Origin of the sequence: Chryseobacterium sp. 22543, from assembly GCF_052044565.1 — a bacterium.
In the GTDB taxonomy this organism is placed as follows: Bacteria; Bacteroidota; Bacteroidia; order Flavobacteriales; family Weeksellaceae; genus Chryseobacterium.
Map to the genome: position 1 here is coordinate 720,210 of NZ_JBQENH010000002.1, position 23,451 is coordinate 743,660.

The window sequence follows — 23,451 nt, forward strand, 5'->3', positions numbered from 1 at the left end:
TGAAATAAACCATGGAAAAAGAATTATCACAATTAACAGATCATGAATTATTAGAAAAGAAAAAAGAAATCAAATCCAATAATATTCTCAATGCTGTGCTTCTGGGAGTAATGGTAGGTATTTCGATTTATAGCACTATAACTGGCGGCTTTGGATTTTTGACCGTTTTGCCATTATTTTTTGTAGGTTCTATTGCCAGCCGCTGGAATAAAAACAAGAAACAATTAGAAGAAGAATTGAACTCCAGAAATCTGAAATAAAATGCAGGAATTTAACCGACAAACAGAAGCTGGTGCAGTAGCTTATTTCCGCGATTGTATAAAAAACGGAGATGTTGCAGGAGCATTAAGCTGTTTTCATCCTGAAGCAGTCTATATAGACAGAGAAGGGAAGGAGCTGAGAGGTCTTGAACAGATAGAATTGGCCATGAATGAAATCTGCAGGTTAAAGCTGGATATTCAGGGAGAAGTTTCCCATGTGACCGTTGTGAATGATCTTGCGATGTGGGTTGATCAGTGGGAAATGACAGGAATTGCTCCGAATGGACATTCTATACACATGACCGGTCATACTTCGTGCATTATGAAAAGAAATGAAAACGGGGAGTGGCTGTGGCTGGTTGACAATCCTTTTGGAGCTGCTATACTTAAAAATGATAATATGGTATAAAGTCTGATTTCTGACCCTTGGCAAGGTTTCAAACCTTGACAAGGGTTGGGACAAAGTCTTTCAGAAACAAATAAAAAACCTTCAGAACTGTTCTGAAGGTTTTTATATTTAATCTATTGGATACTGATTTTTAATTGCGTAAAAACTGACCAATTCCAGGTGAATCAAAAGTAAAGGCATTTTGATTTTCAGACTTATCAATTTTATTGCTGATAGTCAATGCCCACAATACTAATTCTTTACAGAAATTCTGATCTTCCGGACTCAGTTCAGACGTATTTTCTTCCACCACGGCTGCCAGAGGAGCAATCTTATCGAGTTTAGCATAAAACTCTTCATCGGTATCATTATAATTAAGCTCCAGATGATTTTTATTAAACCATCTGATCAGGTCGGTATAAGGTGTTTTGATCCCTTCTTTTTCCAGTTTGGAGATACGCGGGAAGAGACTTTCAAATTGGGTCATCACCGCTTTGTCAATTAATATTTTGGCAACATAATCAGCGCCTTCCTGTTCTCCTTCGTAAACCAGTTCGATTTTTCCTGTGATGGATGGAATGATCGACATAAAATCAAGCAGACGGACAGTGGTTCGCTCAGCTCCGGATTCAATCAAACGTAATTTAGCGGCTGCAATTAAGTTTTCCATAGCGCTGATGGTCAGACGGGCACTCACACCACTTTTTGCATCTACATATTCACTGATGCGTGCTGCAAAAGCGACTTCCTCTAAAAGATCTTTCGCCAGGTCAGGAATCTGTATCTGTGCTTTATCTTCAGCAGAAATCAATGCTTCCTGCTCTGTAATCTGGCGAGCAAGAGCAATTGTTTTTGGATAGTGGGTGAAAATCTGAGACCCTATTCTGTCTTTCAATGGCGTTACAATACTTCCTCTGTTGGTATAATCTTCCGGATTGGCTGTGAAAACAAACTGAATATCAAGAGGCATTCTCAGCTGGAAACCACGGATCTGAATATCACCTTCCTGCAAAATATTAAACAGGGAAACCTGGATGCGTGCCTGTAAATCCGGAAGTTCATTTAAAACAAAAATAGAACGGTTGGCACGTGGGATCATTCCGTAATGCAAAACACGTTCGTCGGAATATGGTAATTTTAAAGTAGCCGCTTTGATGGGGTCTATATCTCCAATTAAATCAGCCACATTCACATCCGGAGTTGCTAATTTTTCATAGAAACGATGGGAGCGGTGTACCCATGAAATCGGAGTTTCATCACCCAGTTCTGCAATGAGATCTTTGGCAAATTTTGAAATGGGCAGGAATGGGCTGTCATTGATCTCAGAGCCTTTTACAATAGGCATATACTCATCAAGCAGATTGACCATGCTTCTTGCGATTTTTGTTTTTGCCTGTCCGCGTAATCCCAATAAATTGATGTGGTGGCCGGCAAGAATGGCTTTTTTCAATTGGGGAACCACCGTGTCTTCATATCCCCAAAGTCCTTCAAATACGGGTTCTTTAGCTTTAATTCTTGCAATCAGGTTCGCCTGGATTTCCTCATTAATCGTTTTATGGGTATAACCGGAATCTTTTAATTCTTTGAATGTAATATCGTTTTTCATTTTCTTGTACTGCTAATTATCTGGTAAGATTTTTCTTGTAATGCTTTGATGAAGTCTGAAATCCGACCTCTATATTCTTCTTATTCTGTTTTTTTCGTAATCCTCGAAGATCATTTGTCCTAAACCTGATAGCCCTGTCAGAAATGCTTTTCCTTTGTTTTGAGCGGTAAACTCTTCTACAAACTGACGCAGATAGGGGTCCTGGGCAATCATAAAAGTAGTGATGGGGATTTTCAATTTTCTGGCCTGTGCTGCTCTGTTGAGACATTGGGTAACAATCTTTTCATCCAGACCAAAACTGTTCATATAAAACTCACCGCTGGGCAGCTGAATGCAGCTCGGTTTTCCGTCGGTGATCATAAAAATCTGTTTGTTGGTATTTCTTTTTCTGCGGAGAATATCCATTGCCAGCTCCAGACCGGCTACAGTATTGGTATGGTAAGGCCCTACTTTTAAATAGGGAAGGTCTTTGATCTTGATGGGCCATGCTTCATTTCCAAAAACGATGATATCAATGGAATCTTTGGGGTATTTCCGTTTAATCAGTTCTACAAGTGCCATGGCAACCTTTTTCGCTGGTGTAATACGGTCCTCACCATATAAGATCATAGAGTGGCTGATGTCAATCATGAGGACGGTACTCATTTGTGCCTTATGTTTGGTTTCTTCTACAATGAGATCGTCTTCCGTAAGACGCAGGTCTGAAATTCCGTTATTGATCTGGGCATTTTTTAAGCTTTCAGTCATGTTCACAGCTGTTAGATCGTCTCCATATTGGAAGGAACGGTTTTCACCATCGCGTTCGTCACCAATTCCTGTTTTGCTGGTGCGGTGATTTCCTGCTCCGTTTTTCTTCAGCTTTCCAAATATTTGATCTAAAGCATATTCACGAAGGGCAGCTTCCAGTTTTGGAGTTAATATATTTTTACCTTTTCCACTTCCGGTATTGCCTTCTTCAGGATCTTCCTCTTTGATATAACCTCTTTTTTTCAAATCTTCTTCAAAATCCTGAAGGGTGTATTCCTCGTCGAAAATGTCATATTCCTTATCTAGCATATCAAGCCATTCAAAGGCTTCCTCAAGATCTCCGGAGGTATGGGTGAGCAAATCTTTGAAAACATCAAAGACCCGGTCAAAATGTGATATTTCCTCCGGCACATGTTTACTGAATATAAAGCCTTTCTGAGGATTAAAATTTTTATCTGTCATAAGATGATGAAGCTGTTTTGCTGTTATTGGGTTTTGAATATTTCAGTTGATCATACAATGAAACTGCCTGAAGTATTCTGTATACCTTTACTTTGTTTCAAACTGAAAAGTTAGGAAAATATCACTTGAAGATTCCTCCAGAGAAATAGAAAAAACTAATGGTGGTGATATGGAATAAGAATATAATAACGTATTGTTGTAATAAAATCTAAAGTATTCTTTACCATAGATTGATATTAAAAAATGTACAAATAAAGATTTGTACATTTTAAATTATTGGAGAAAATTGATTTTTATGAATGGATGGCTATCATGGTGGCTGTCATTTTTGCAATGAGCTTTTCCTCTTTTTGATCATAGACGTAACCCTCACAAATGGTAAGTGTTCTTCCTGTCTGCAGAACTTTTCCAATGGCCACAAGTTTATCTGTATTGGCAGGTTTCATAAAATTAACTTTGAATTCTACTGTCAGTACATTGGAATTTTCGGGCATCGTTGTTAGAGCGGCATATCCGCAGGCACTGTCTACAATGGTTGTCAGAACGCCTGCATGAAAAAAACCGTTGTGCTGGGTCAGATGTTCAGAAAACTTGCAGGTAATTTTAGCCTGTCCTTGTTGTACTTCTTCTAATTGGGCACCAATTGTTTTCATGATCCCCTGTTTGTCAAAACTCTGTTTTATTCTATCGTACATAATGATTGGTTTTTATTCATGATATTTTAGTCCATCCAAAGCTTTATCTACCTTTTTATTTTCGCCATACATGATAATACCAACCAGATCCAGATTATCTGAAGTATGTTTTGCTATTTCAAGAACATTTTCTTCACCAGATCTTGTATCAAAGAGCTGTCGGGTATAAATTCCAATGGCCAGCTCACGGTCTCTTGAGCGGTGGAATGCCCTTTGAAGCTTTTCTGTACTGTCTGCTTTATAGACAAGGGTAGGATGCTTTATAAAAGGCAGAAATTCCTCATGGTCAGCTGTCACGAATTTATCACCGTGGGTTTCCGGAAATTCGATTGCAATACTTCCGGCCAAAAAAGAAACAACATTAAGTTTTTGCCATGGTAACAGGTCGTCTTTGATAACGATGGCTACTTTTTTATCATACATATTTTAATTGTTTACATTTAATTCCATTTGAATATTACAGCGCTGATAGGGAGTTGACCGTCCGGTTACTTTCTGGAAACCCAGTTTGTAATACAGATTAATGGCGGGTTTCAGTAGGGTATTACTTTCAAGATATATTTTTGATGCTCCGGAATCTTTTGCTTTGCTGATGATTGCCTGTCCCAGCAGCCAGCCTATATTTTTTCCCTGTGCCTTTGGGGAAACGGCCATTTTTGCCAGTTCAAAATCATAATCAGGATCATCCATTTTGATAAGAGCGCAGACCCCAAGCGGTTCATCATTATAGAGTGCGACAAGAATCTTTCCTCCTTTATTTAAAATGTATTCTTCAGGATTATCCAATGCCTTATAATCGGCATCTTCCATTACAAAATAAGTAGAGATCCACTCTTCATTAAGTGCTTTGAATGCAGATTGGTATTTCGGATCATAATCAACGATCTTTACATTTTTACTTTCGCGAGCCTTTTTCTGTTCTTTTACTCTGGAAAGCAAGGATTTCTGTTCAAAAAGGTGCTCCCATTCTGCAAGGGCTTCCCAGAGATTATGTGTAGCTTCTTCAATAATCCGGTCAATAGCAAGATCTATATCTGCACATTGTATTGTTACCATTTTCTCTGCGAGTTGTTTACCTTCCGCAGTTAAGCCTACGATATTTCTTCTCTTATCACTTGATTTAAGGTTATCCTCAACCAATCCTGCCTTCAGCATTTCCTTGATAATTTTTGTTACTGAAGGTTGAGAGTGTCCAATTTGTTCGGCAATCTCAGTAATGGTTTGATTGCTTTCTTCATGCAATACAAAAAATACAGGAAACCATTTGGGCGAAAAGTTTTCTACATTATACAACTCATAAATTTTAGTGGCATCTTCGGTCACTTTTGCTGTCAGCAAACGGAGCCTGCTGCCTAACGCCATTTTACCTGTTCTGTTGAATAAGTCCATATTTCAATATTTTTTTATTAATAACTCTCAGTTTTGGCAGGGAAATTCATTGTTTTTACATCATCTATATAATGCTGTGCAGCTTCTGTCATTACGGTATACAGGTCTGCATAACGCCTTAAAAATTTGGGTGAAAAATCTTTGTTCATTCCCATTACATCCTGTATAACCAATACCTGTCCGTCTGTGCCTACACCCGCACCGATTCCTATTGTTGGGATAGATATTTGTTGAGAAATTTGAGTAGCAAGATCAGCAGGTATTTTTTCAAGCAGTATTCCAAATGCTCCTAATTCTTCCATTAAATGGCAATCTTCTATCAGTTTTTTTGCTTCGTCTTCATCTTTTCCTCTTACAGCATACGTTCCATATTTATTGATAGATTGAGGCATTAACCCTGAATGAGCCATTACAGGAATACCGGCATCAATTATTTTTTTTACATCCTCCCTGATTTCTGCTCCACCTTCAATCTTAATAGCATTTGCATCAGTTTCCTGCATCATGCGGATAGCTGCATCAAGAGATTTCAAGGGATTTCCAGATACGGTTCCAAATGGCATATCAGCGATCACCAACGCTCTTTTGCTACCATTCACTACTGATTTTGTATAATAGATCATTTGGTCTAAGGTGATGCTTAATGTCGTTGGATTTCCGATCATTGTATTGGATGCACTATCTCCCACAATGATTACATCAATTCCTGCTTCATCAATGATCTTCGCAGTAGTATAATCATAAGCCGTCAAAACACTTATTTTTTCGCCTTTCTCCTTCATTTTTTTTAATTGAAGCGTGGTAATCTTTTTCTTATCTTCTTTTTTATGAACTGACATTTTTATGTTTTTTGTTTTACACTAAGTTCCTGTACTTTATATAAGCATTATAAAATAACTAATTATATAACCAGTTATATAAATGTAATGAATTAATAATTACCAAGATGAATGTATTGAATTAAAATTATTAATTGTATTTAAAATAATGTCATAAAAGATCCCACAGAAGATTGTCTGAGCAATAATTTACTGTAAATACAGGAATAATAAAGCTCCGAAATAATCCGGAGCTTTATTGATACACATCATCTTACTTATTATTATATATTCAAGATTACCATCCTAAATAATATTCACGATCCAGCCAGTACGGCCAGTCTAATTTAAAATGGGTCTGAAGCATTTTTTCCGCTTCACAGAAGGCGCCTTCCACCCAGCCTTGCTGATCAGAATAGGCTTCCCCGATAATGTGGATTTGCTCATCCACCAGTGGTTTTCTCATATAAGGCATGACATCTTTCACTGAGAAACCTGCTTTCCAGGCATGATATCCTGCGCCATAAGGATCGTCTGTCCAGTCTCTGAAATAGGTTACATAAGGTTGTGGAATATCTATACCATGTAATTCTTTCAATTGGTTTATCAATTCGTTGACCATGAACTCAGTGGCCTGAACATCATCAAATTTGTGTAATTCTTCCATGGATGTAGACTTGTTCGCTCTTACTTTGAAAAGAACTTTGTCATCAGAAAGCGCTTTCCAGAAAGTTTCCGTTTCCATATCACCGTAACTTCCCAGCAGCATTGAATTATTATTCTCAGCATCAGTACCGAAATAGTAGCATTGTCTCATAGGTAAGTCCGTAATAGAATGCCCGGAATAAATATCAAGATCTCTCCACCAAGGACGGTCAAAGCCCGTCAGGATTTTAAATGCAGGCTCCATAATAATAGAACGGATATTTTCATTCAGTTTCTGATGTCTGTTAGCATCGAAAAAGAAATTATTCTGATCCAGAAGTTCAAGAGATTTTCTTGGCATACCCAATACTATGGAATTGGCATACACTTTCCAGGTTGTATTGCTTTGTATATTCAGGAAAGTAAGTTCATATTTATGAGTATGGATCAAATGGTGGTCTTTGGTGAAGGTAATCAGTTTATTTTCAGACCAGATACGTGCTCCTTCATGTTCCATATAAGTGTTGGCTATTGCATAAGCAATGCTGTCATATCCCTCTTCAATGGTTTTGTAGGTAGTATCGGCAGAAAAATCTCCTACCATATACGGAAATGCCTCAGCAGAATTCCAGTTGATGGTATTGGAATAATATCCTCCGGCATTGGCCAAAAACTCATAACCTTCCTGAGAAACCTGGTCCTTGATTAAATTCCAGAAACCGATATCATTTACCAGACGTTTGTCATAAGGGGAACCCGGGAAATTGTAAACCATTCTTGGTTTGACGGCATCCCAGTCTCTGCTGGTCAGTTTGAAAGAGTAATCATAACCATTAGGATCTGCAATGATCAGTTCTTTATAGTTTTCTGCGACCCATGCATCTGACATTAAAACATTGTAAATGATTTTATTAAATAGCTGGTCAGAGCTGAAGCCTTCATCCCCTTCATTCAGATAATAACGGGTAATCAGTTTGTTATCGTGTTTCTGTTCTTCTGTCCATGCATTTTGTTTGAAACGTTCTTTTCTGATGTACATCAGAAGTTTTTCCGGTTCACCCATAGGGAACTCAACAGGGGTCATCTTATCTTTTAATACAGGTGTTCTTTTGTTTGGATCCTCTTTCAATGGATAACCCTCTATCAATGTGGTTACAATTTCCTGAGAAGTCAGGTAACGCATTCCTCCAAGCTCACCCCAGAAATTCATTCCCGGCATGACTACGGATTCCAGTCTTCCGCCCAATCTGTTACTCATATCGAAGACCTGTACTTCGTGAGCCTTATACTTATTATCGGTTACCAAACGGAAAGCTGTATAGAGTCCGGAAGTTCCGGCACCAATAATGGCTACTTCTACTTTCAGATCGGGCTGCATTCCCGGATACAGCGGTGTATTTTTATTTACGTTTTTTTGATTCATGGTTTTATAATTTTTTAAAGTGCTAAGAAATATTTATATCCTAATCGGAATGGAGTAATGTCAAAATTGGTATGTCCGTCTAATGCAAGATCAGACATGATTTTACCTAAGAAAGGGGTGAATTTTGCGGCCCATCCTGTGGCATAAATCACAATGTTTTTATGATTGGGGACATAAGAAGGAGCAAAATCAATCAGTAATTCTTTATTGGGAATTGTGCTCAAAGCGATAAGACATGTTGAAGTATATTCCGGTTCAATATTCAGACCCGTCATATGGTTTTGTATCCATTGGGAAGTATAGGCGAGTTCCTTCGGGTTCGGAATCAATGTTCTGTCATTGGGTTCCTCCAAAGGCTCGATGACAAAATCCGGTGCTACGCGGATATATTCCGGATGGTCCCATTCAACAGAAGGAAAACCGTAAAACTGATTGCCGTTATCTCCCGTTGCATTCTGGAACACAAACCAGGTTGGGTATTGTATTGCAGGATCAGTCTTTTTGAAATAAGCAGAAGACATATTCCAGTAGGTAGCTTCTATTTTAAAATCAAGTAGGTTGATAACACTGTTTATATATGGTCCGGGAATAATGGCCAGTTTTTTGGCGATATAAATTCCGTTGGGAGTGGTAAGCTCAAAAAGTTCACCATTTTGTTTGATCTCAAGCACAGGAGAATCTTCTCTGAGCTCTACGGTTTCTTCTTTCTGGCAAAGACTTAGAAGCGTTTCAATAGTTGCTTTAAAATTAATGCTGGCCCCATCAGGCTGAAACAGTCCTACATAATTGTCCGGCAGGTTTTTGAAATGATATTGTTCTTCAATCTCCTTTGAAGTTAAGTTGGTATAGGAAACCCCTAGGCCCTCCAAAGCTTTTTCTGCTTCAGTAATATTTCCTTCGGTGGAATGTACTTCAGGATCACCAAACCAGAGTGTGCCTACTTTATCAAGCAATTGAGTATCTGTCTTTTTTTGAAGCTCATCCCAATAAGGTTCGGAATCCAAAGCCATTTGTACCATATATTCATCCGGATAGGGAATCCGGAACTGACGGGATACCCCCGCAGAGCTGCCCAGCTGATTCACAAAGGTGTATTGTTCCAATACCAACGTCTTGGCCTGGCGCTGGCCGAGATGGTAGGCCGTTGCAAGGCCTATTGCTCCTCCGCCAATGACAATTACGTCGTAGTTTTCTGTAATCATAGGTTATTGTTTTTATTTTTTATAATCGTATTGAAGAGATACAGAAAAGTAAAGACATCAAAATGAAGGAATGTACCACCACTACTGATCTTCAATAATCTCTGTGTCCCATCTGCTGCGATAGATTAAGTATAGAGACGAATCTGCCGGTACATGTGCATATTCTGGTTTTCCATTGAATATTGTCACTATTAATAAGCATTTCAAAGTAACAAAGAAGAGAATATATGTTCTTAGAGTGTAAATGACCAATTGTGGTATCTAGTAGAAATACTTAATGGTATACAAACGTGTTCAGCAATGGAGCCCTGATCTTTCAAAATGACTGAAATAATGATTGGGTATCTATTGTTTTTTCACACGTTATTGATTATTTGTTATTCGCTAGATACAATAAAATAGGCAGATACAGAATATTTTACTGAGCTCTAATTTTTTGCAATTGATATAAAAAAATGGTTTTACGTAAATAAAACTGAATATTTATATGGCGTTTTGATATAGAAAAAAATTAAATTCTGTGGGTTTTGTCAAATATTCATTATTATAAGAAGACAAAAATTAATTTAACTTTGCAAGTTAGATGATATACGGCTATTACGAAATTGTTGAAAATAATGGTATATTGTTGAAGGCTAATATCTCATGGACTTATATAGTCAGGAAATTAATTTAACTGATAAAGAAATATGAAATATAAATTCTTAAATTTTAAATTGAGAAAACTCGTTCATTACTCATTGATCCTCTGTATTTTATTGATACAGGTCATCATCGCCATATTTTTTTATAACGAATTTGTCAACGGGAAGAAGCTGAAATTTATTAAAGATCAGCTTGAGGAAAGCCGTGCATTGGGTGGACTGACAGATAATTCGAGGAAAGATTTTCTGGATGCCCAGGAACATCTTCAGAAATATATGGCTACTCAGAATAATAAAGAACTGCAGTTATATTTTCAGTCGTTGAGAAAACTTAAAATCAATTTCGATAAGATTGGTGAATATGAAAATACAAGTCCGAGGTTGAAAAAAAATCTGGCAGTTCACAGGCAGGACACCCTGAAAACGGCGAAACTGAAAACATTGATAGACTCAGTATACCAGACTTCTCTTAATCCACCGTCAAAAATTGAGGATAAGCAGTATGAACCTACCAAATATAAAAATGATTTTGAAGATTTCAAGATTCAAACCCGCACCTATGCAGACACTGTTAAAAAGAAAGGTTTTTTTGGCCGTTTAAAAGATGCTGTAACAGGGAAAGTGGATGTTCAGAAAGAAAGTACGGTGATCACAATGACCAACAACAAAACGCTGGATCTTTCTCAGGTTAAATCTAAAATGGACAACACAATAAAGTCTATGGATAAGCATTATGCTGCTGAAGTAAAGAAAGTACAGATGCTTGCTGCCCAAAAACAGAAGAGCAACCTACAGTTTTACAGCAATTTCAGTAAACTGCTGGTGTATAGTAACGGCTTAATAGAAGTGTACGAAAATGCTATCAAAGATTTTAAAACTGAACTGGAAAAAGAATATAACGAGCAGAGTTCTAATAATAACAGGATTAGAACGTATCTGGTATTGGGATTGATGATTCTTATGTTTATTGTATCCATTCTGATCATGTATTTTACAAGAATGGCATTTATTTATGAACAAAAACTGGATGCCGCTAATAAAGAGATTAAAAAGAACCTTAATTTTAAAAACAGAATTCTGGGAATGTTGAGCCACGATCTCAGATCTCCGTTAAAAATCATCAATATTTTTATAGATAAGATTCACAGAACTACAGAGGATGAAACAATAAAGGATTATCTTAAATCTATCAAGTTTACCAACAGTACTCTGCTTCTGCAATCTAACCAGATTCTGGAATACACAAAAAATGAGAATGCTGAAAAAGAACTTATAAAATCAGTTTTCAATCTTAAAGATGAGATCAGTTCTATTGTGAAGGTAATTACTCCTTATCTGGAAACCAGAAATAACAGGTTTGTGGTAACAGACAGAATTCCTGAAGAGCTGGTGGTATATTCTGATAATATAAGAATCAACCAGATTTTTATGAATATTCTGGGGAATGCCAATAAGTTTACAGAAAACGGACAGATTGATCTCGTGATGGCTACAGAATCTATAGGAGAAAACCAAATTTCCTTAATTACCACGGTAGGAGATACCGGAGTGGGGATATCAGAATCTGATTTGGGTAAAATTTTTGATCCTTACTATCAGGGAATGGTATCTGATGAGGTAGATAATCTGGGAGCAGGACTTGGTCTTAACCTGGTAAAGGAAATCGTAGAGCTTTTCGATGGTGATATATCGGTGGAAAGTAAACTGCACAAAGGAACGAAAGTGACATTCAGGATCAACTTAAATAGTAATAATAATGGAAACATCAATTCAAAATAAAGAGATTATTTTCCTGCTGGCAGACGATCACAGCATTGTGCGCCAGGGAATGGAAATTGTTATCAGTGATATTGTTCCCAACGCTAAAGTGTTTCAGACATCATCCTTACATCAGGTATTGGAGCTGATAGAATCAAAAGGGGTTGAGATGGCCATCATTGACGCACATTTCCCGGACGGAAACAGTCTGCATATTCTGCCTCAGATGAAAAGTGTAAATCCTGATCTTAAAGTTTTAATTTTTACTGGACTTGAAGAGGAACTGCATGGCCTTAAATTTATCAAAGCGGGCGCTAACGGCTACCTGAGCAAAATGAGTGAAGAGGAAGAGGTAAGGGAAGCTATCACAACTTTTATAGAGAAGGGAGAGTATTTTTCTGGTCTTTTAAGGAATCTATTGGTGCAGCTTGTTTACAATCCGGATCTGATAAGCCCTCTCAACAGTCTGACCAAACGGGAACTGCAGATTGCAGAACTTTATGCCGAAGGATATGGAAACCTGGAAATTTCAAACAGCTTGAATATCAAACAGAATACAGTAAGCACAATCAAAAAAAATATCTTTGAAAAACTGAAGATAGAGAACATGGTTGAGCTGGTGGATCTCATTAAAACACATCATAAACTATAGCAGTCTTTAGGATATTTTTCACTTCTTATTGTCAGAGAATTTAATTTTATCGATAAATATCTATAAGAGGGTCGAGATGTATCGATGGGGTTTATAGAGGATTTTATTTTGTAATGTTGTTCCTTTGTACTGTGAGATTTAAGTAATGAAAAGAGTAAATCAAAAATGCTTATTCAAATTTTAAATTTCATACAAAAAACAACAAATGATTATAACTATATAATTAATAAATGATAGTTATAAAGACACAAATGATGAAATTAATAAAACACTGATGAAATTAATTGAGTGATGAATAACCTTAATTGGGCTTCTTAAAAGGCCAAATGAAAAAAACACAAATACATATAAAGAGGTTCAGTTGACGGTTACAATTACAAAACAAAAAGGAGGCACACAGCCTTCTTTTTTGTTTTTTATCATTTGATAAGCAGATGCTGTCATGTATATCTTAGTTTTGCATTCAAAAAGATGACAGGAGAAAAAGATTTGGCTGTTCTGCTTCAGAACATGGAATCGGTATTAAATGCCGGAGAATATGTATTTTGTACTGTTGAAAACCTGAGTGAGATACCGGATATAGACAAGGTTTTGTTTTTCTTTCGGGAAACTGAAGCGGTTACTGTTGTTTTGAAAAAAGAGACGGCAAATGAATGGAGTATGATCTACAGTTATATTGCTTCATGGATTACTCTGAATATTCATTCTTCCCTGGAAGCTGTAGGGCTCACTGTGGCCTTTGCAAATGCCCTGAAACAGGAAAATATCAGTTGTAATGTAGTTGCTGCTTATTTTCATGATCATATTTTTATTGCAAAAGAAGATGCTGAAAAAGCAATGAAAGCTCTTCATGCATTGAAAATGGTTTAAGAAGTTTCAAAAAATGATCTTACACTTTCCACTTATCATTTTCACCTTCAAAAATGTCTAATCGAATTCCTAAAATGCCCTGTTGAGAAAGCTTTTGAGTGTTCTGCCTGTTTTTGTGTTTTATGTTTGCACCATAATCAAACAAAACTACAATGAAAGCAATCAGAAAAATCTCAGCCGTTAGCCTATTATGCTTAACTCTTTTTACCGTAATGACAGTTTCCTGCACTGAAGAAAATGAGCCTCCCACGGTACAGGAGGTACAAAACAGAAACCACCAAACTGCCAAAACCCAATTCATAAACGTTAAAGGAAATGCCATTGCATACCGTGTTTTAGGAAAAGAAGATGGAATTCCATTGGTGCTTCTGCCGGGATTGGGTGGGTCAATGGACGATTGGGATCCTGCCGTGACGGATGGACTGGCAAAGAAATACAAAGTAATTATCTTCGACAATAAAGGAGTTGCTTCTTCAAAGGGAATTACTCCCAATACCGTTCAGGCAATGGCTGATGATGCTGTCGATTTTATCAATGCATTGAACCTGAACAAAGTGAATATCATGGGATTTTCCATGGGTGGGTTTATTGCTCAGAGAATCGTACTGACCCATCCTTCACTGATTAATAAAGTGATTTTAACCGGAACAGGTCCGCAGGGGGCAATCGGGTTGTCTAATCTACCTAATATTATTGCAGGAACAGCCGGATTAAGCCCGGAAGCTTCCTATCTAAAATTTGGATTTACAGAATCGGCTCAAAGTATTGCAGAAGGAAAAGCATCTTTTGCAAGAGTTCAGCTTCGTACTACAGACAGAGACCTTCCGTTAAATGATGCTACTTCTAACTCGCAATTTACTGCCGTACTGGCCTGGGCTCAACCTAACGCTGATGCTCTTACAGAAATACAAAAGATCAAGAACCCAGTACTGATTGTTCATGGTGAAAATGACCTTCCGGTGTCTGTTCAGAATGCTAAAAATATGGCGCAGAATTTAGATCAGGCAGAATTGGTGATTTTCCCGGATTCAGGACATGCTTCTTTCTATCAATACCATGATACTTTTGTAGGGAAAGCAATTGAGTTCCTCGGGAAATAGATTTTAATTATAACAAAAAGAGACTGTCTCAAAAGTGTCATTCTGAATGAAATGAAATGGAGTGAAGAATCTAATATGTTCGGTTACTAATAAGATTCTTCCTTCGTCAGAATGACAAAAGTCAATTTATTTGACCTTTGAGGCAACCTCTTTTTATTTTTTATTGAAGGGGTGGCTTAGCTGAATTTTTGCACAGCTTCCACAGTTACCGGAGTAAAAAAGTTAATCAGATTTCCATCCGGATCACAGAACAAAAGTGATCTGTTTCCCCAAGGCATTGTTGTAGGTTTCTGGATAATTTCGGAGGCTAAACTTTTAATTCTTTCATATTCTTCATCTACATTTTTAACCATAAATTCAATAATGGTTGATTTTGTTCCCGCAAATTGGGTAAGACCTTCTGAAAACATTTGCATCGTCCGGATACTTCCGATTGCAATGGTTATGGAATCTGCAGAGAGTTCTGCAAAATCTTCAGTATACCATCTGGCTGTTGCTCCCATGATTTGTTCGTAAAATTCTACTGCCGCTTTGATGTCTTTGCTGATGAGTCTTAATGAGGTAAGTTTCATAAGGTATTTTTTGTTTAAACTAATTTTAAACAAAGGTAACAGGTAGTTATGACAACAGTTTGTCAGTAGAAAATTAAAGCTTTTAAACTAAATTATTTACTAATAAAAATTAGCAATATGAATTAACTGCTTAAAGTTGATAATCTGTATTTTACGACCTTCAGATCTGATGAGTTTTTCCTGTTTAAAATCATTAATAATCCGGGCTAAGGTTTCTCTGGCTGTTCCTACCATATTTGCCAGATCTATGCGGGAAAGGGAAATGAATACTTCCTGATCAGGTTCATTATTTGATTTGTACTTATCATGAAGAATAAGCAAACTCAAAGCAGCTCGCTCCCTGACCGTACGATGAGATAAAACGGCAATAAGATTGGCCATGACACTGAATTCGTGGCTTAAAGATTTCAGCAGCAGTCTTGAAAGTACTGATGACTGGCCTAGGATATCCAGAAAACTGTCTTTTGAAATGAATGAGATAACAGAACTTTCCAATGTAGAGGTAGTGTCTCCATAAGATTCATTGCTCAGAATAGCAGAATATCCGAAAAATTCACCAGAACTGTAAATGTAAATGATCTGTTCCCTTCCATCATTATCAACCTTGTATTTCTTTATTTTCCCTTCATTGAGGTAGTAAACGCCATTAGGTTTTGTCCCGTCAGTAAATATAGGCTCATTTTTACGGTAGTTCCTGGTTTTCATTGCTCCTGTAAGCAGATTTTTATCATATTCAGGGAGCTCATCAAAAAGATACTGATTATTAAAAATAAATTTTGAGATCATAATTTTTCTATACGGACTATTGAATAAACGCTAGGTTTTTTTAACTTAAATCACATTTTAAACTGATACAGATCACCAAGTTTTTTTCCTAAACGAATTACTTTTACAAAAGTAATAAAATTGATTCTGAATTAAAAAACAGAACATTTCAGAGCGTTGCAGAGAAGCTGTTTTACTTTCTGTAAAAGCCTCTAATTTATTATTAAGAATACAAAAAAGAGTACAGCAGATATAAAGAACACTGGATAAATACTTAAGCGGACATGTTTTTCACAGTTTGACACTGACATTTCTAAATTTATTTTTTACTTATTTATTTTATCCAGCTGTTTTTTGACAATAATACACAGCTCTTACAGAGATTTAAAATGTTCAGACACAAAGGGAAAAACAGAACCTATTTTCACAATCTTAAGCTGGCATCAGCACTTTCATTCGTTGCCGGAATAGTAAATATTGTAGGTGTTTTGTCTGTTAAAGTGCTGACAACCAATATAACAGGACATTTTGCTTTCTTTTCTGAAGAGATACTTCTAGATCATTACAACGAAGCACTTACTTACTTTCTGTTTATTATCTGTTTTCTGAGCGGAGCTTTTTGTTCAAGCTTTCTGGTTGAATTCTCGTCAGGGCACAGAACAGTTCGTCCGCATCTCATCCCTTTAATAACCGAAATTTTGATATTAGGATGTGTAGGAATGTCAGATTATAAGGAATTAAAAATCTCGTTATCTCCTTATATCACTGCAGGTCTTTTACTTTTTGCAATGGGAGTTCAGAACTCATTGGTTACAAGAGTATCACAGTCTGTAGTAAGAACAACTCATCTTACAGGGTTGTTTACAGATCTTGGAATAGAACTTTCAAAACTGTTTTTTAAGGAGAGAAAAAATGAACAGAGACAGCTTAAAAAGAATATTACCCTTAAACTGGTTATCATTGCATGCTTTTTTTCAGGATGTATTATTGGCGGCTATAGTTATAATATGATTCAATTAAAAACACTGATTATAACTGCGGGATTATTGTTCTTCGTTATCCGATATGATAAGCTTATGTATAGGTATTATGCCTTGAAAAGAAAGTTGAGATAAGACAAATAAAAAAGGATATTCCGTTGATTGGAATATCCTTTTTAAATTTATGGAGTTACAGGCTGGATTACAAAAGTCTCTGTATCTGTTGTATGGGCAGAAAAATAACCCAAAGCTCCATTATTGATATTACTTGGTGGATTGGCTGGAGTAGCACCTCCGCCATTGCCTCCGGAAATCTGAAGCAGAGCACTATAGTAAGTGAATATATTGTTATCTATAGACTGCATCTCTACATGGATTTTATCTCCCACAATCACTTCATGATCTCTACCTTTGTTATCGTCATTAGGCAGAATCAGTGGCTGTTGGTTCAGCATTCCGTTATTTACATTGTCTGAAAAGGTATTCATATATTTTTTAGGAAGATCATTGATCGTAAAACTAAAAAGATAACGATTCCCAAGCGGCATCGGATCGGTAAAGATCGGTAAAAGGGTATAAGTGGTTTTGTCACCAAATTTAAATGAACTCTGTTCAAGCCCGTCAAAATCAACAATTTCAGGCATACTGCTCTGAGCGGTATACTGTTTTCCTTCCGCCTGTATTTTCAGAGTATAGGTTCTTCCGGGCTGCCCCACAAAAGTAGTTGTCTGATACATTCCGTTTCCTGTGTACTGAAGGGTTTCGGTTTGGCCGGTATCATCACTTAAAATAACCTGAGCTCCGGTTACAGCCGGATACTGATTAGGCTCTGAGAAACTAACTGATTTTGTGATTTTTACGGTATAAGGCCCCGGTTGGTTGGTTACATTTCCTTCGATGACAATATTTCCGCCCTGATCATTCAGATCCAGATCGATCTCTTTTTCACAAGAGGTTAATGCAAAGAGAGATAATATGATATAAAAAGTATTTTTCATGATTTAAAATTTGAAATTATAAGTGATGTTGGGTACCCAGCGGAACAAAGAAGTCTGCATTGCACGTGTAGTTCCGGGATGGTCAGGATTGTCTTCAAAATTGATTGTGTAGGCATTTTCTCTACCATACAAATTATAAATACCGAAGGTCCATGAACCGCGGAATCGCTTATTGGAAGTTGGCTCATAAGTTGCGCTCAGATCCATTCTGTGATAGGCAGGCATTCTGTCAGCATTTCTGTTGCTGTACTGGAATATTGTTTGACCATTCAGCTCATATTTTCCGGTAGGGAAGGTAACGGCATTTCCTGTGCTGTAAACAAACAATCCTGAAAAGCTCCATTTCGGATTAAGCTGGTAGGTGGCAACGATGGATAGATCGTGTGTTTTATCCATTCTGGCGTTGTACCATTCATTATTATTAATTCCGTCGATCTTTCTTTCCGTTTTAGAAAGGGTATAGGAAATCCATCCTGTAAGTTTTCCGCTTTTCTTTTTGGCAATAAGTTCCAGCCCGTAAGCTCTTCCTTTTCCGAACAACAGTTCACTTTCTACATCAGATCCGGCATCAAATCCAATCTGAGCCCCGTTTTTGAAGTCGATTTGATTTTTCATGGATTTATAGTAAACTTCAGCATTCAATTCATAATTATTATTGTTGAAATTTCTGCTGTAGCCCACACTGATCTGATCTGCAATTTCAGGTTTTACCGTATAGCTGCTTCCTATCCACTGGTCAGTAGGATTTCCACTGTTGCTGTTGCTTAAAAGGTGAAGATTTTGTGTGTTGCGGGAATAACCTCCTTTCACACTGCTTACTTCATTGATGCGGTAGTTTGCACTGATTCGCGGTTCAGGATTCACATACGTTTTTCCGAATTTTCCTTTCTCCAGGAATTTACTGTCGGTAAGGACTCCGTTTTCATACGTATTGAATGTATCTCCTCCCAATACACTGAATATTGCAAGTCTTACTCCGTAATTAACGGTTAACTTTTCCGTTGCTTTAAAATCATCGTTGATGTAAACCGCGTTCTCCCATGAATATCTCGGATTTCTTGGAAAGCTGCTCACCGTAGTACCGGAAGCACTGCTTGGAGTAAGCGTATGATAAATAGACTGAAGACCGAAACGTACAGAATGCTTGTTCCCGGCAAACCAGGTAAAGTCCTGCTTAAGATTCCAGTCACGTATTTTTGAATTTAAATCAAATACAGTATCATCATTTTTCAGACTGATTTTATAGTCATAATTACTGTAGATAAAAGATGTATTGGAGAATAGCTTGCTGCTGATAATGCTGTTCCATCTTAAAGTTGCCGTTGTATTTCCCCAGTCTGTATTGAAAGTATCTCCCAATCCCAAAACATCTCTTCCGAAATATCCTGAAAGGTAAATACGGTTATTTTCGTTGATCTGATAATTGGCTTTCAGGTTGAGATCATAGAAGTATAACTTGTTGTCTTTATAATCTTTGTTGGTTTTAAGAAACAAATCGGCATATGTTCTTCTTCCCGAAACAATGAATGATGATTTTTCCTTCTGAATTGGTCCTTCTACACTCAGCCTGCTGCTGATCAGACCGATTCCTCCATTCAGGTTATAGTCTTTATTATTTCCGTCTTTCATTTTTACATCCAGAACAGAAGAAAGTCGGCCTCCATATTGGGCAGGGCTGTTTCCTTTGATGATGCTGGCATCTTTCAGGGCATCACTGTTGAATGTACTGAAAAAACCAAGAAGGTGAGACGCATTATAAACCGGAGCTTCATCCAGCAGGATCAGGTTTTGATCGGTAGCACCGCCTCTTACGCTGAATCCGCTGCTTCCTTCACCGTTACTTTTGATACCTGGTAAAAGCTGTATGGTTTTCATCACATCCTTTTCCCCAAAAAGAACAGGGAGCTTTTCTATACTTTTTATATTTAACGTTTCTGCTCCCATTTGAGCGGAGGTTAAATTTTTATCCTTTTTAACAGCAGTTACAACTACTTCGTCAATAGCCTTTGTTGTCTCTTCCTGAGGCAGAAGAGGGAGATCAAGTTTTATATTCTGATCTACTTTGATCTGCTGTTCAAAATCTTTATATCCCGGATTGGAAATAATGATGGTATAAGTACCTGCAGGCAGTGATAGAGAGTAAAATCCATACTCATTGGCTGCAACATTGATGGTAGGATCTTCACTTACTTTTACCGATACTCCGATTAACAGCTCACCGTTTTTTTTGTCTTTCACAGTTCCACTTACAGAATAGGTTTGTTGGGCTATTGCCAGGGTACTGAAACAGAGCGCTGCGGTGGCAGCGGTAATTTTTAAAAAGGATGTTTGCATTAGTTTATTTTAAAGTAGTAGATCTCTTGTATAGGAATTAATGTTTTGTTGATGTACGATTAGTTGGATGAACAGGGAATTTGTTACATGTAACAAATTAATTATGAAATAAATCCATTGAAAAAGTGTGTTTTTGAAAATGGTAAAAGCAAGAATAAAATAAGACTGTTACATAAAAAATAATATTATGCATTGTATACTGATTTATTAATTGTTTTTTAGTTAATTATGTTAAAAAATAAATTATTAACGGTTGTTATATGAGCTTTATTGCTGTTTGTTAGGAAAATTATGGAACTGAACACTCAAAAGTCTTTTATATCCTGTGATGGAAAGACTGTTAGCTTAAAAATGCTCCTTCAGAGCTTTGATCGGAATTTTAATCTTATCTTGGCTAAGAATTAAGAGGAACGAGTATGGAAAATGTAAAAATCTGGATCAGGAAAAATGGCTCTACAGTAATACTGACAATATTATTCATTATCGTATTGGTGAATAAAGATGCAAAGGCATGGCTGATGAGACAGGTTGCTTCCACGGGAATCCTCAATTCCAGCATATCAGAATCAAAAGAGCATCAAAATACTTCAGCACGGGTTTCTTATGCCGGGTTTCTGGTGAAAAATGAAGATGGAACGGTTATCAATACTGCTGCTTTACAAAACAAAGTCGTTTTCATTAACTTTTGGGCCTCGTGGTGTCCTCCCTGCAGGGCAGAATTTCCCTCTGTGCAAAAACTGTATGATCAATATAAGAACAATCCGGAGATGATATTTCTTACCGTGAATCTTGACGACAATGCTGCTTTTGGAAAATCCTATTTAAAAGAAAAAGGCTATACCATTCCTTTTCTGGTACCGGCTGGCAATATTCCTGGTGTACTTTACAGCGGATCATTACCCACAACAGTCGTGCTGGATAAAAAAGGCAGCATCCGTCTGCATCATAAAGGATTGGCAGATTACAGTAAAGATTCTTTTTACAAACAGATTGATGAACTGTTGAAACAAAAGCCATAATTTTTTCAGCTTATGACTTCTTTACCTTATTGACTTTTGCAGAAATAGAAGCCGAAATACTGAATGTCTTTATGAAAAAAGAATACTTTTATACCACAAGAAATAGAATATGCTGCATCAGCTAAGGACTCACATTGAAAAAATAATCCCTCTTCATGATGATGAATTTGAATTTATATCATCCTGTTTTACCTATAAAAAATATAAAAAACACCAGTTTCTAGTACAGGAAGGTGAACCGGTTCCTTATAATTATTTTGTATTGGAAGGTCTTCTGAAGCTGGTTTATACTGACGAAACCGGAAAAGAGCATATTATAGGATTTGCCATGGAAGATTGGTGGGAAACAGATTTTCCTGCTTACTATCAGCAAACTTTGGCAACGATGTCTTTGGAATGTCTTGAAGATACAGAAGTATTGTGCCTTCAGTTAGAGGATTACAAAAAGCTCTGTGCCCATCTGCCAAAATTGGAGCATTTCTTTCTGGAAAAAGCATATATGGGATTTATTACGGCTCAGCAACGAACCATTTCCATGATGACAACCGGAATAAAAGAGCGGTATGACCAGCTTTTGAAAAAATATCCTTCCCTTGTACAGCGCGTTCCGAAATCTCTTTTAGCTGCTTATTTAGGAGTTTCCAGGGAAACTTTGAGCCGTCTTCCACTATAAAACTGTGAGAGAACTCACTCCATAATCGTGATCCGGATCACAGGGTTTTGCTGTATTTGTTCTGCAATTTTGTACTGTAACAAATAACAAATTCAGGACAATGGAAAAAAGAACAGTTAATCCATGGGAATGGCAGGATGAAAGAAGTTATTCTCAGGCTGTAGAGGTGAAGAATGTTGAAAGTATTTTATATTGCTCAGGGCAGGCGGCTATTGATCCCGATGGAACATCCAGTGATAAGGATATGAAATCCCAGCTGGAACAGGCTATTGCCAATCTGGAAGAAGTGATCCGCACAGCGGGATATGAATGCAGCGGTATAGTAAGATTAAATATCTATACAACTTCTACTGAAGAACTCTGGCCTTATTTTCCCATTCTTCAGGAGTGGATTGCCCATCATAAAATACAGCAGGCCGTAACAATGCTTGAAGTAAATGGTTTATTCGAAACATTAAAAGTGGAACTTGAAGCAACAGTGGTGAAATAAGTGATAAATTTGAGTTAAAAGACAGGCCTTCAAAATATAATTTGGAGGTTTTTTCTTACATTTATTTATACCAATTAATATTGATCAAAATTTTATGAATATTCAACTTTTTTCAAAAAACGCTTTGGTGGGAGGGGCAACTCAGGGAATAGGAGCAGGAATTGCTCTGGAACTGGCAAAATGCGGCGCTAATGTTACCGTTATGGCCCGCAATGAAACAAAACTTAAAGATTTCGTTTCTTCCCTGCCGGTACTCAATCCGGAACAGAAACACGAATATCTGGTGGCTGACTTTTCGGACTTTGAAAGTTATAAGAAAATTATTACAGGATATTTTAATGATCATTCGATTGATATTCTGGTTAACAATACAAACGGTCCGGAACCAGGTTTGGCACTCGATAAAACCCCGGATGATTATCAGAAAGCTTTTGATCTTCTTTTCAAAACGGTTTGCGAAACAACATTATTGGTCTTACCTCATATGATCCAACAGAAAAACGGCCGTATTATCAATGTCTCTTCTTTGTCAGTTAAAGAACCGATCGGAAATCTTGCGCTCTCCAATTCTATCCGTTCTGCTGTCATTGCATGGGCAAAAACCCTGTCGAATGAAATTGCACAACATAATATCACCGTTAATAATGTTCTGACAGGATATTTTGATACCGAACGAATTCAAAAACTGGTTACTCATGAAGCCCAGCAAACGGGTGCTCCCGCGGAAGAAATAAAAAAAGCAAGAGAAAATAAGATTCCCATGAAAAGATTCGGGCAGCCGGAAGAATATGGTCATCTGGTAGCTTTTCTGGCTTCAGAATATTCAAATTATCTTACCGGAACAAGCATTCCTTTGGATGGAGGATTGAGTAATACGTATTAAAAAATTATATAAACCAAGATATTTTAAACCACAAAAGACACAAAAGTTTTTAAGTATTAAGCTTAATCATTAAAGTAC

The 23,451-nt window shown here is 37.1% G+C and carries 23 protein-coding genes; 11 read left to right on the forward strand and 12 right to left on the reverse strand.

What is annotated here, in order from left to right:
- The first annotated feature begins 11 nt into the window (after nt 1–11).
- Together ACTJIP_RS09050 and ACTJIP_RS09055 are read left to right on the forward strand one after the other, a co-directional pair.
- Complete coding sequence (locus ACTJIP_RS09050; RefSeq protein ID WP_077414800.1) at nt 12–260, forward strand: hypothetical protein; 249 nt, start codon at nt 12–14, stop codon at nt 258–260.
- A 1-nt stretch (nt 261) separates the two neighbouring features.
- On the forward strand, nt 262–669 hold the full coding sequence (locus ACTJIP_RS09055; RefSeq protein ID WP_077414798.1) for a YybH family protein: 408 nt from the start codon (nt 262–264) through the stop codon (nt 667–669).
- Nucleotides 670–799: 130 nt separating this feature from the next.
- Here ACTJIP_RS09055 and ACTJIP_RS09060 read toward each other — a convergent pair whose 3' ends face one another.
- The 8 genes from ACTJIP_RS09060 to ACTJIP_RS09095 form a co-directional block, all read right to left on the reverse strand.
- Nucleotides 800–2,254 carry a sigma 54-interacting transcriptional regulator gene (locus ACTJIP_RS09060; protein WP_440704457.1) on the reverse strand — a complete coding sequence of 485 codons (1,455 nt, stop codon included), beginning with the start codon at nt 2,252–2,254 and terminating at the stop codon, nt 800–802.
- 69 nt (nt 2,255–2,323) lie between these two features.
- Entirely contained in the window at nt 2,324–3,463 is a 1,140-nt protein-coding gene (locus ACTJIP_RS09065) for a vWA domain-containing protein (RefSeq protein WP_426480151.1), read from the reverse strand.
- A gap of 293 nt (nt 3,464–3,756) precedes the next feature.
- Nucleotides 3,757–4,158, reverse strand: coding sequence for a PaaI family thioesterase (locus ACTJIP_RS09070; protein WP_077414792.1), 402 nt, complete (start codon nt 4,156–4,158; stop codon nt 3,757–3,759).
- Nucleotides 4,159–4,170: 12 nt separating this feature from the next.
- Nucleotides 4,171–4,581 carry a DUF2000 domain-containing protein gene (locus tag ACTJIP_RS09075; RefSeq protein WP_077414790.1) on the reverse strand — a complete coding sequence of 137 codons (411 nt, stop codon included), beginning with the start codon at nt 4,579–4,581 and terminating at the stop codon, nt 4,171–4,173.
- A gap of 3 nt (nt 4,582–4,584) precedes the next feature.
- Nucleotides 4,585–5,547 (reverse strand): bifunctional helix-turn-helix transcriptional regulator/GNAT family N-acetyltransferase, encoded by a 963-nt coding sequence (locus ACTJIP_RS09080; protein WP_077414788.1) that lies wholly within the window; start codon nt 5,545–5,547, stop codon nt 4,585–4,587.
- 17 nt (nt 5,548–5,564) lie between these two features.
- Entirely contained in the window at nt 5,565–6,386 is an 822-nt protein-coding gene (panB, locus tag ACTJIP_RS09085) for a 3-methyl-2-oxobutanoate hydroxymethyltransferase (RefSeq protein ID WP_440704458.1), read from the reverse strand.
- 277 nt (nt 6,387–6,663) lie between these two features.
- Nucleotides 6,664–8,433: a flavin monoamine oxidase family protein gene (locus ACTJIP_RS09090; RefSeq protein WP_440704459.1), complete on the reverse strand. Its 1,770-nt coding sequence runs from the start codon at nt 8,431–8,433 to the stop codon at nt 6,664–6,666.
- A gap of 14 nt (nt 8,434–8,447) precedes the next feature.
- On the reverse strand, nt 8,448–9,635 hold the full coding sequence (locus tag ACTJIP_RS09095) for an FAD-dependent oxidoreductase (RefSeq protein ID WP_440704460.1): 1,188 nt from the start codon (nt 9,633–9,635) through the stop codon (nt 8,448–8,450).
- Nucleotides 9,636–10,351: 716 nt separating this feature from the next.
- Here ACTJIP_RS09095 and ACTJIP_RS09100 point away from each other — a divergent pair.
- From ACTJIP_RS09100 to ACTJIP_RS09115, 4 genes are all read left to right on the forward strand, one after another.
- Nucleotides 10,352–12,058 carry a sensor histidine kinase gene (locus tag ACTJIP_RS09100; protein ID WP_257468872.1) on the forward strand — a complete coding sequence of 569 codons (1,707 nt, stop codon included), beginning with the start codon at nt 10,352–10,354 and terminating at the stop codon, nt 12,056–12,058.
- Nucleotides 12,036–12,689, forward strand: coding sequence for a response regulator (locus tag ACTJIP_RS09105; protein WP_175627210.1), 654 nt, complete (start codon nt 12,036–12,038; stop codon nt 12,687–12,689). The genes ACTJIP_RS09100 and ACTJIP_RS09105 overlap by 23 nt, the downstream gene beginning before the upstream one ends.
- A 471-nt stretch (nt 12,690–13,160) precedes the next feature.
- Complete coding sequence (locus tag ACTJIP_RS09110; RefSeq protein WP_440704461.1) at nt 13,161–13,559, forward strand: ACT domain-containing protein; 399 nt, start codon at nt 13,161–13,163, stop codon at nt 13,557–13,559.
- A 152-nt stretch (nt 13,560–13,711) separates the two neighbouring features.
- Complete coding sequence (locus tag ACTJIP_RS09115; protein ID WP_440704462.1) at nt 13,712–14,659, forward strand: alpha/beta fold hydrolase; 948 nt, start codon at nt 13,712–13,714, stop codon at nt 14,657–14,659.
- 176 nt (nt 14,660–14,835) lie between these two features.
- Here ACTJIP_RS09115 and ACTJIP_RS09120 read toward each other — a convergent pair whose 3' ends face one another.
- Entirely contained in the window at nt 14,836–15,231 is a 396-nt protein-coding gene (locus ACTJIP_RS09120; protein WP_077414774.1) for a VOC family protein, read from the reverse strand.
- A gap of 99 nt (nt 15,232–15,330) precedes the next feature.
- A complete protein-coding gene (locus tag ACTJIP_RS09125; RefSeq protein WP_180565626.1) occupies nt 15,331–16,017 on the reverse strand; it encodes a Crp/Fnr family transcriptional regulator in 687 nt (228 codons plus the stop codon).
- Between the two features lie 368 nt (nt 16,018–16,385).
- On the opposite strand from ACTJIP_RS09125, the gene ACTJIP_RS09130 reads away from it, so the two are divergent.
- Entirely contained in the window at nt 16,386–17,111 is a 726-nt protein-coding gene (locus ACTJIP_RS09130; protein ID WP_077414770.1) for a YoaK family protein, read from the forward strand.
- A 47-nt stretch (nt 17,112–17,158) separates the two neighbouring features.
- Here ACTJIP_RS09130 and ACTJIP_RS09135 read toward each other — a convergent pair whose 3' ends face one another.
- Both ACTJIP_RS09135 and ACTJIP_RS09140 read right to left on the reverse strand, forming a co-directional pair.
- Entirely contained in the window at nt 17,159–17,974 is an 816-nt protein-coding gene (locus ACTJIP_RS09135) for a DUF4249 domain-containing protein (protein ID WP_180565628.1), read from the reverse strand.
- A 3-nt stretch (nt 17,975–17,977) separates the two neighbouring features.
- A complete protein-coding gene (locus ACTJIP_RS09140; protein ID WP_077414766.1) occupies nt 17,978–20,308 on the reverse strand; it encodes a TonB-dependent receptor in 2,331 nt (776 codons plus the stop codon).
- Nucleotides 20,309–20,724: 416 nt separating this feature from the next.
- On the opposite strand from ACTJIP_RS09140, the gene ACTJIP_RS09145 reads away from it, so the two are divergent.
- The 4 genes from ACTJIP_RS09145 to ACTJIP_RS09160 all read left to right on the forward strand — a co-directional run bounded on the left by ACTJIP_RS09145 (nt 20,725) and on the right by ACTJIP_RS09160 (nt 23,373).
- Nucleotides 20,725–21,327: a TlpA family protein disulfide reductase gene (locus ACTJIP_RS09145; protein WP_077414764.1), complete on the forward strand. Its 603-nt coding sequence runs from the start codon at nt 20,725–20,727 to the stop codon at nt 21,325–21,327.
- A gap of 109 nt (nt 21,328–21,436) precedes the next feature.
- On the forward strand, nt 21,437–22,000 hold the full coding sequence (locus ACTJIP_RS09150) for a Crp/Fnr family transcriptional regulator (protein ID WP_077414762.1): 564 nt from the start codon (nt 21,437–21,439) through the stop codon (nt 21,998–22,000).
- A gap of 100 nt (nt 22,001–22,100) precedes the next feature.
- A complete protein-coding gene (locus tag ACTJIP_RS09155) occupies nt 22,101–22,490 on the forward strand; it encodes a RidA family protein (RefSeq protein WP_077414760.1) in 390 nt (129 codons plus the stop codon).
- A gap of 94 nt (nt 22,491–22,584) precedes the next feature.
- Nucleotides 22,585–23,373 (forward strand): SDR family oxidoreductase, encoded by a 789-nt coding sequence (locus tag ACTJIP_RS09160; RefSeq protein WP_077414758.1) that lies wholly within the window; start codon nt 22,585–22,587, stop codon nt 23,371–23,373.
- The last annotated feature ends 78 nt before the right edge of the window (nt 23,374–23,451 follow it).

Excerpts from the sequence above, each read along its gene's own strand:
- ACTJIP_RS09080 (WP_077414788.1), bottom strand. The coding sequence starts at position 5,547 with ATGGACTTATTCAACAGAACAGGTAAAATGGCGTTAGGCAGCAGGCTC.
- ACTJIP_RS09055 (WP_077414798.1), top strand. The coding sequence starts at position 262 with ATGCAGGAATTTAACCGACAAACAGAAGCTGGTGCAGTAGCTTATTTC.
- panB (WP_440704458.1), bottom strand. The coding sequence starts at position 6,386 with ATGTCAGTTCATAAAAAAGAAGATAAGAAAAAGATTACCACGCTTCAA.
- ACTJIP_RS09120 (WP_077414774.1), bottom strand. The coding sequence starts at position 15,231 with ATGAAACTTACCTCATTAAGACTCATCAGCAAAGACATCAAAGCGGCA.
- ACTJIP_RS09115 (WP_440704462.1), top strand. The coding sequence starts at position 13,712 with ATGAAAGCAATCAGAAAAATCTCAGCCGTTAGCCTATTATGCTTAACT.
- ACTJIP_RS09060 (WP_440704457.1), bottom strand. The coding sequence starts at position 2,254 with ATGAAAAACGATATTACATTCAAAGAATTAAAAGATTCCGGTTATACC.
- ACTJIP_RS09135 (WP_180565628.1), bottom strand. The coding sequence starts at position 17,974 with ATGAAAAATACTTTTTATATCATATTATCTCTCTTTGCATTAACCTCT.
- ACTJIP_RS09075 (WP_077414790.1), bottom strand. The coding sequence starts at position 4,581 with ATGTATGATAAAAAAGTAGCCATCGTTATCAAAGACGACCTGTTACCA.
- ACTJIP_RS09145 (WP_077414764.1), top strand. The coding sequence starts at position 20,725 with ATGGAAAATGTAAAAATCTGGATCAGGAAAAATGGCTCTACAGTAATA.
- ACTJIP_RS09130 (WP_077414770.1), top strand. The coding sequence starts at position 16,386 with ATGTTCAGACACAAAGGGAAAAACAGAACCTATTTTCACAATCTTAAG.
- ACTJIP_RS09110 (WP_440704461.1), top strand. The coding sequence starts at position 13,161 with ATGACAGGAGAAAAAGATTTGGCTGTTCTGCTTCAGAACATGGAATCG.
- ACTJIP_RS09150 (WP_077414762.1), top strand. The coding sequence starts at position 21,437 with ATGCTGCATCAGCTAAGGACTCACATTGAAAAAATAATCCCTCTTCAT.
- ACTJIP_RS09095 (WP_440704460.1), bottom strand. The coding sequence starts at position 9,635 with ATGATTACAGAAAACTACGACGTAATTGTCATTGGCGGAGGAGCAATA.
- ACTJIP_RS09105 (WP_175627210.1), top strand. The coding sequence starts at position 12,036 with ATGGAAACATCAATTCAAAATAAAGAGATTATTTTCCTGCTGGCAGAC.
- ACTJIP_RS09065 (WP_426480151.1), bottom strand. The coding sequence starts at position 3,463 with ATGACAGATAAAAATTTTAATCCTCAGAAAGGCTTTATATTCAGTAAA.
- ACTJIP_RS09090 (WP_440704459.1), bottom strand. The coding sequence starts at position 8,433 with ATGAATCAAAAAAACGTAAATAAAAATACACCGCTGTATCCGGGAATG.
- ACTJIP_RS09125 (WP_180565626.1), bottom strand. The coding sequence starts at position 16,017 with ATGATCTCAAAATTTATTTTTAATAATCAGTATCTTTTTGATGAGCTC.
- ACTJIP_RS09070 (WP_077414792.1), bottom strand. The coding sequence starts at position 4,158 with ATGTACGATAGAATAAAACAGAGTTTTGACAAACAGGGGATCATGAAA.
- ACTJIP_RS09140 (WP_077414766.1), bottom strand. The coding sequence starts at position 20,308 with ATGCAAACATCCTTTTTAAAAATTACCGCTGCCACCGCAGCGCTCTGT.
- ACTJIP_RS09050 (WP_077414800.1), top strand. The coding sequence starts at position 12 with ATGGAAAAAGAATTATCACAATTAACAGATCATGAATTATTAGAAAAG.
- ACTJIP_RS09155 (WP_077414760.1), top strand. The coding sequence starts at position 22,101 with ATGGAAAAAAGAACAGTTAATCCATGGGAATGGCAGGATGAAAGAAGT.
- ACTJIP_RS09160 (WP_077414758.1), top strand. The coding sequence starts at position 22,585 with ATGAATATTCAACTTTTTTCAAAAAACGCTTTGGTGGGAGGGGCAACT.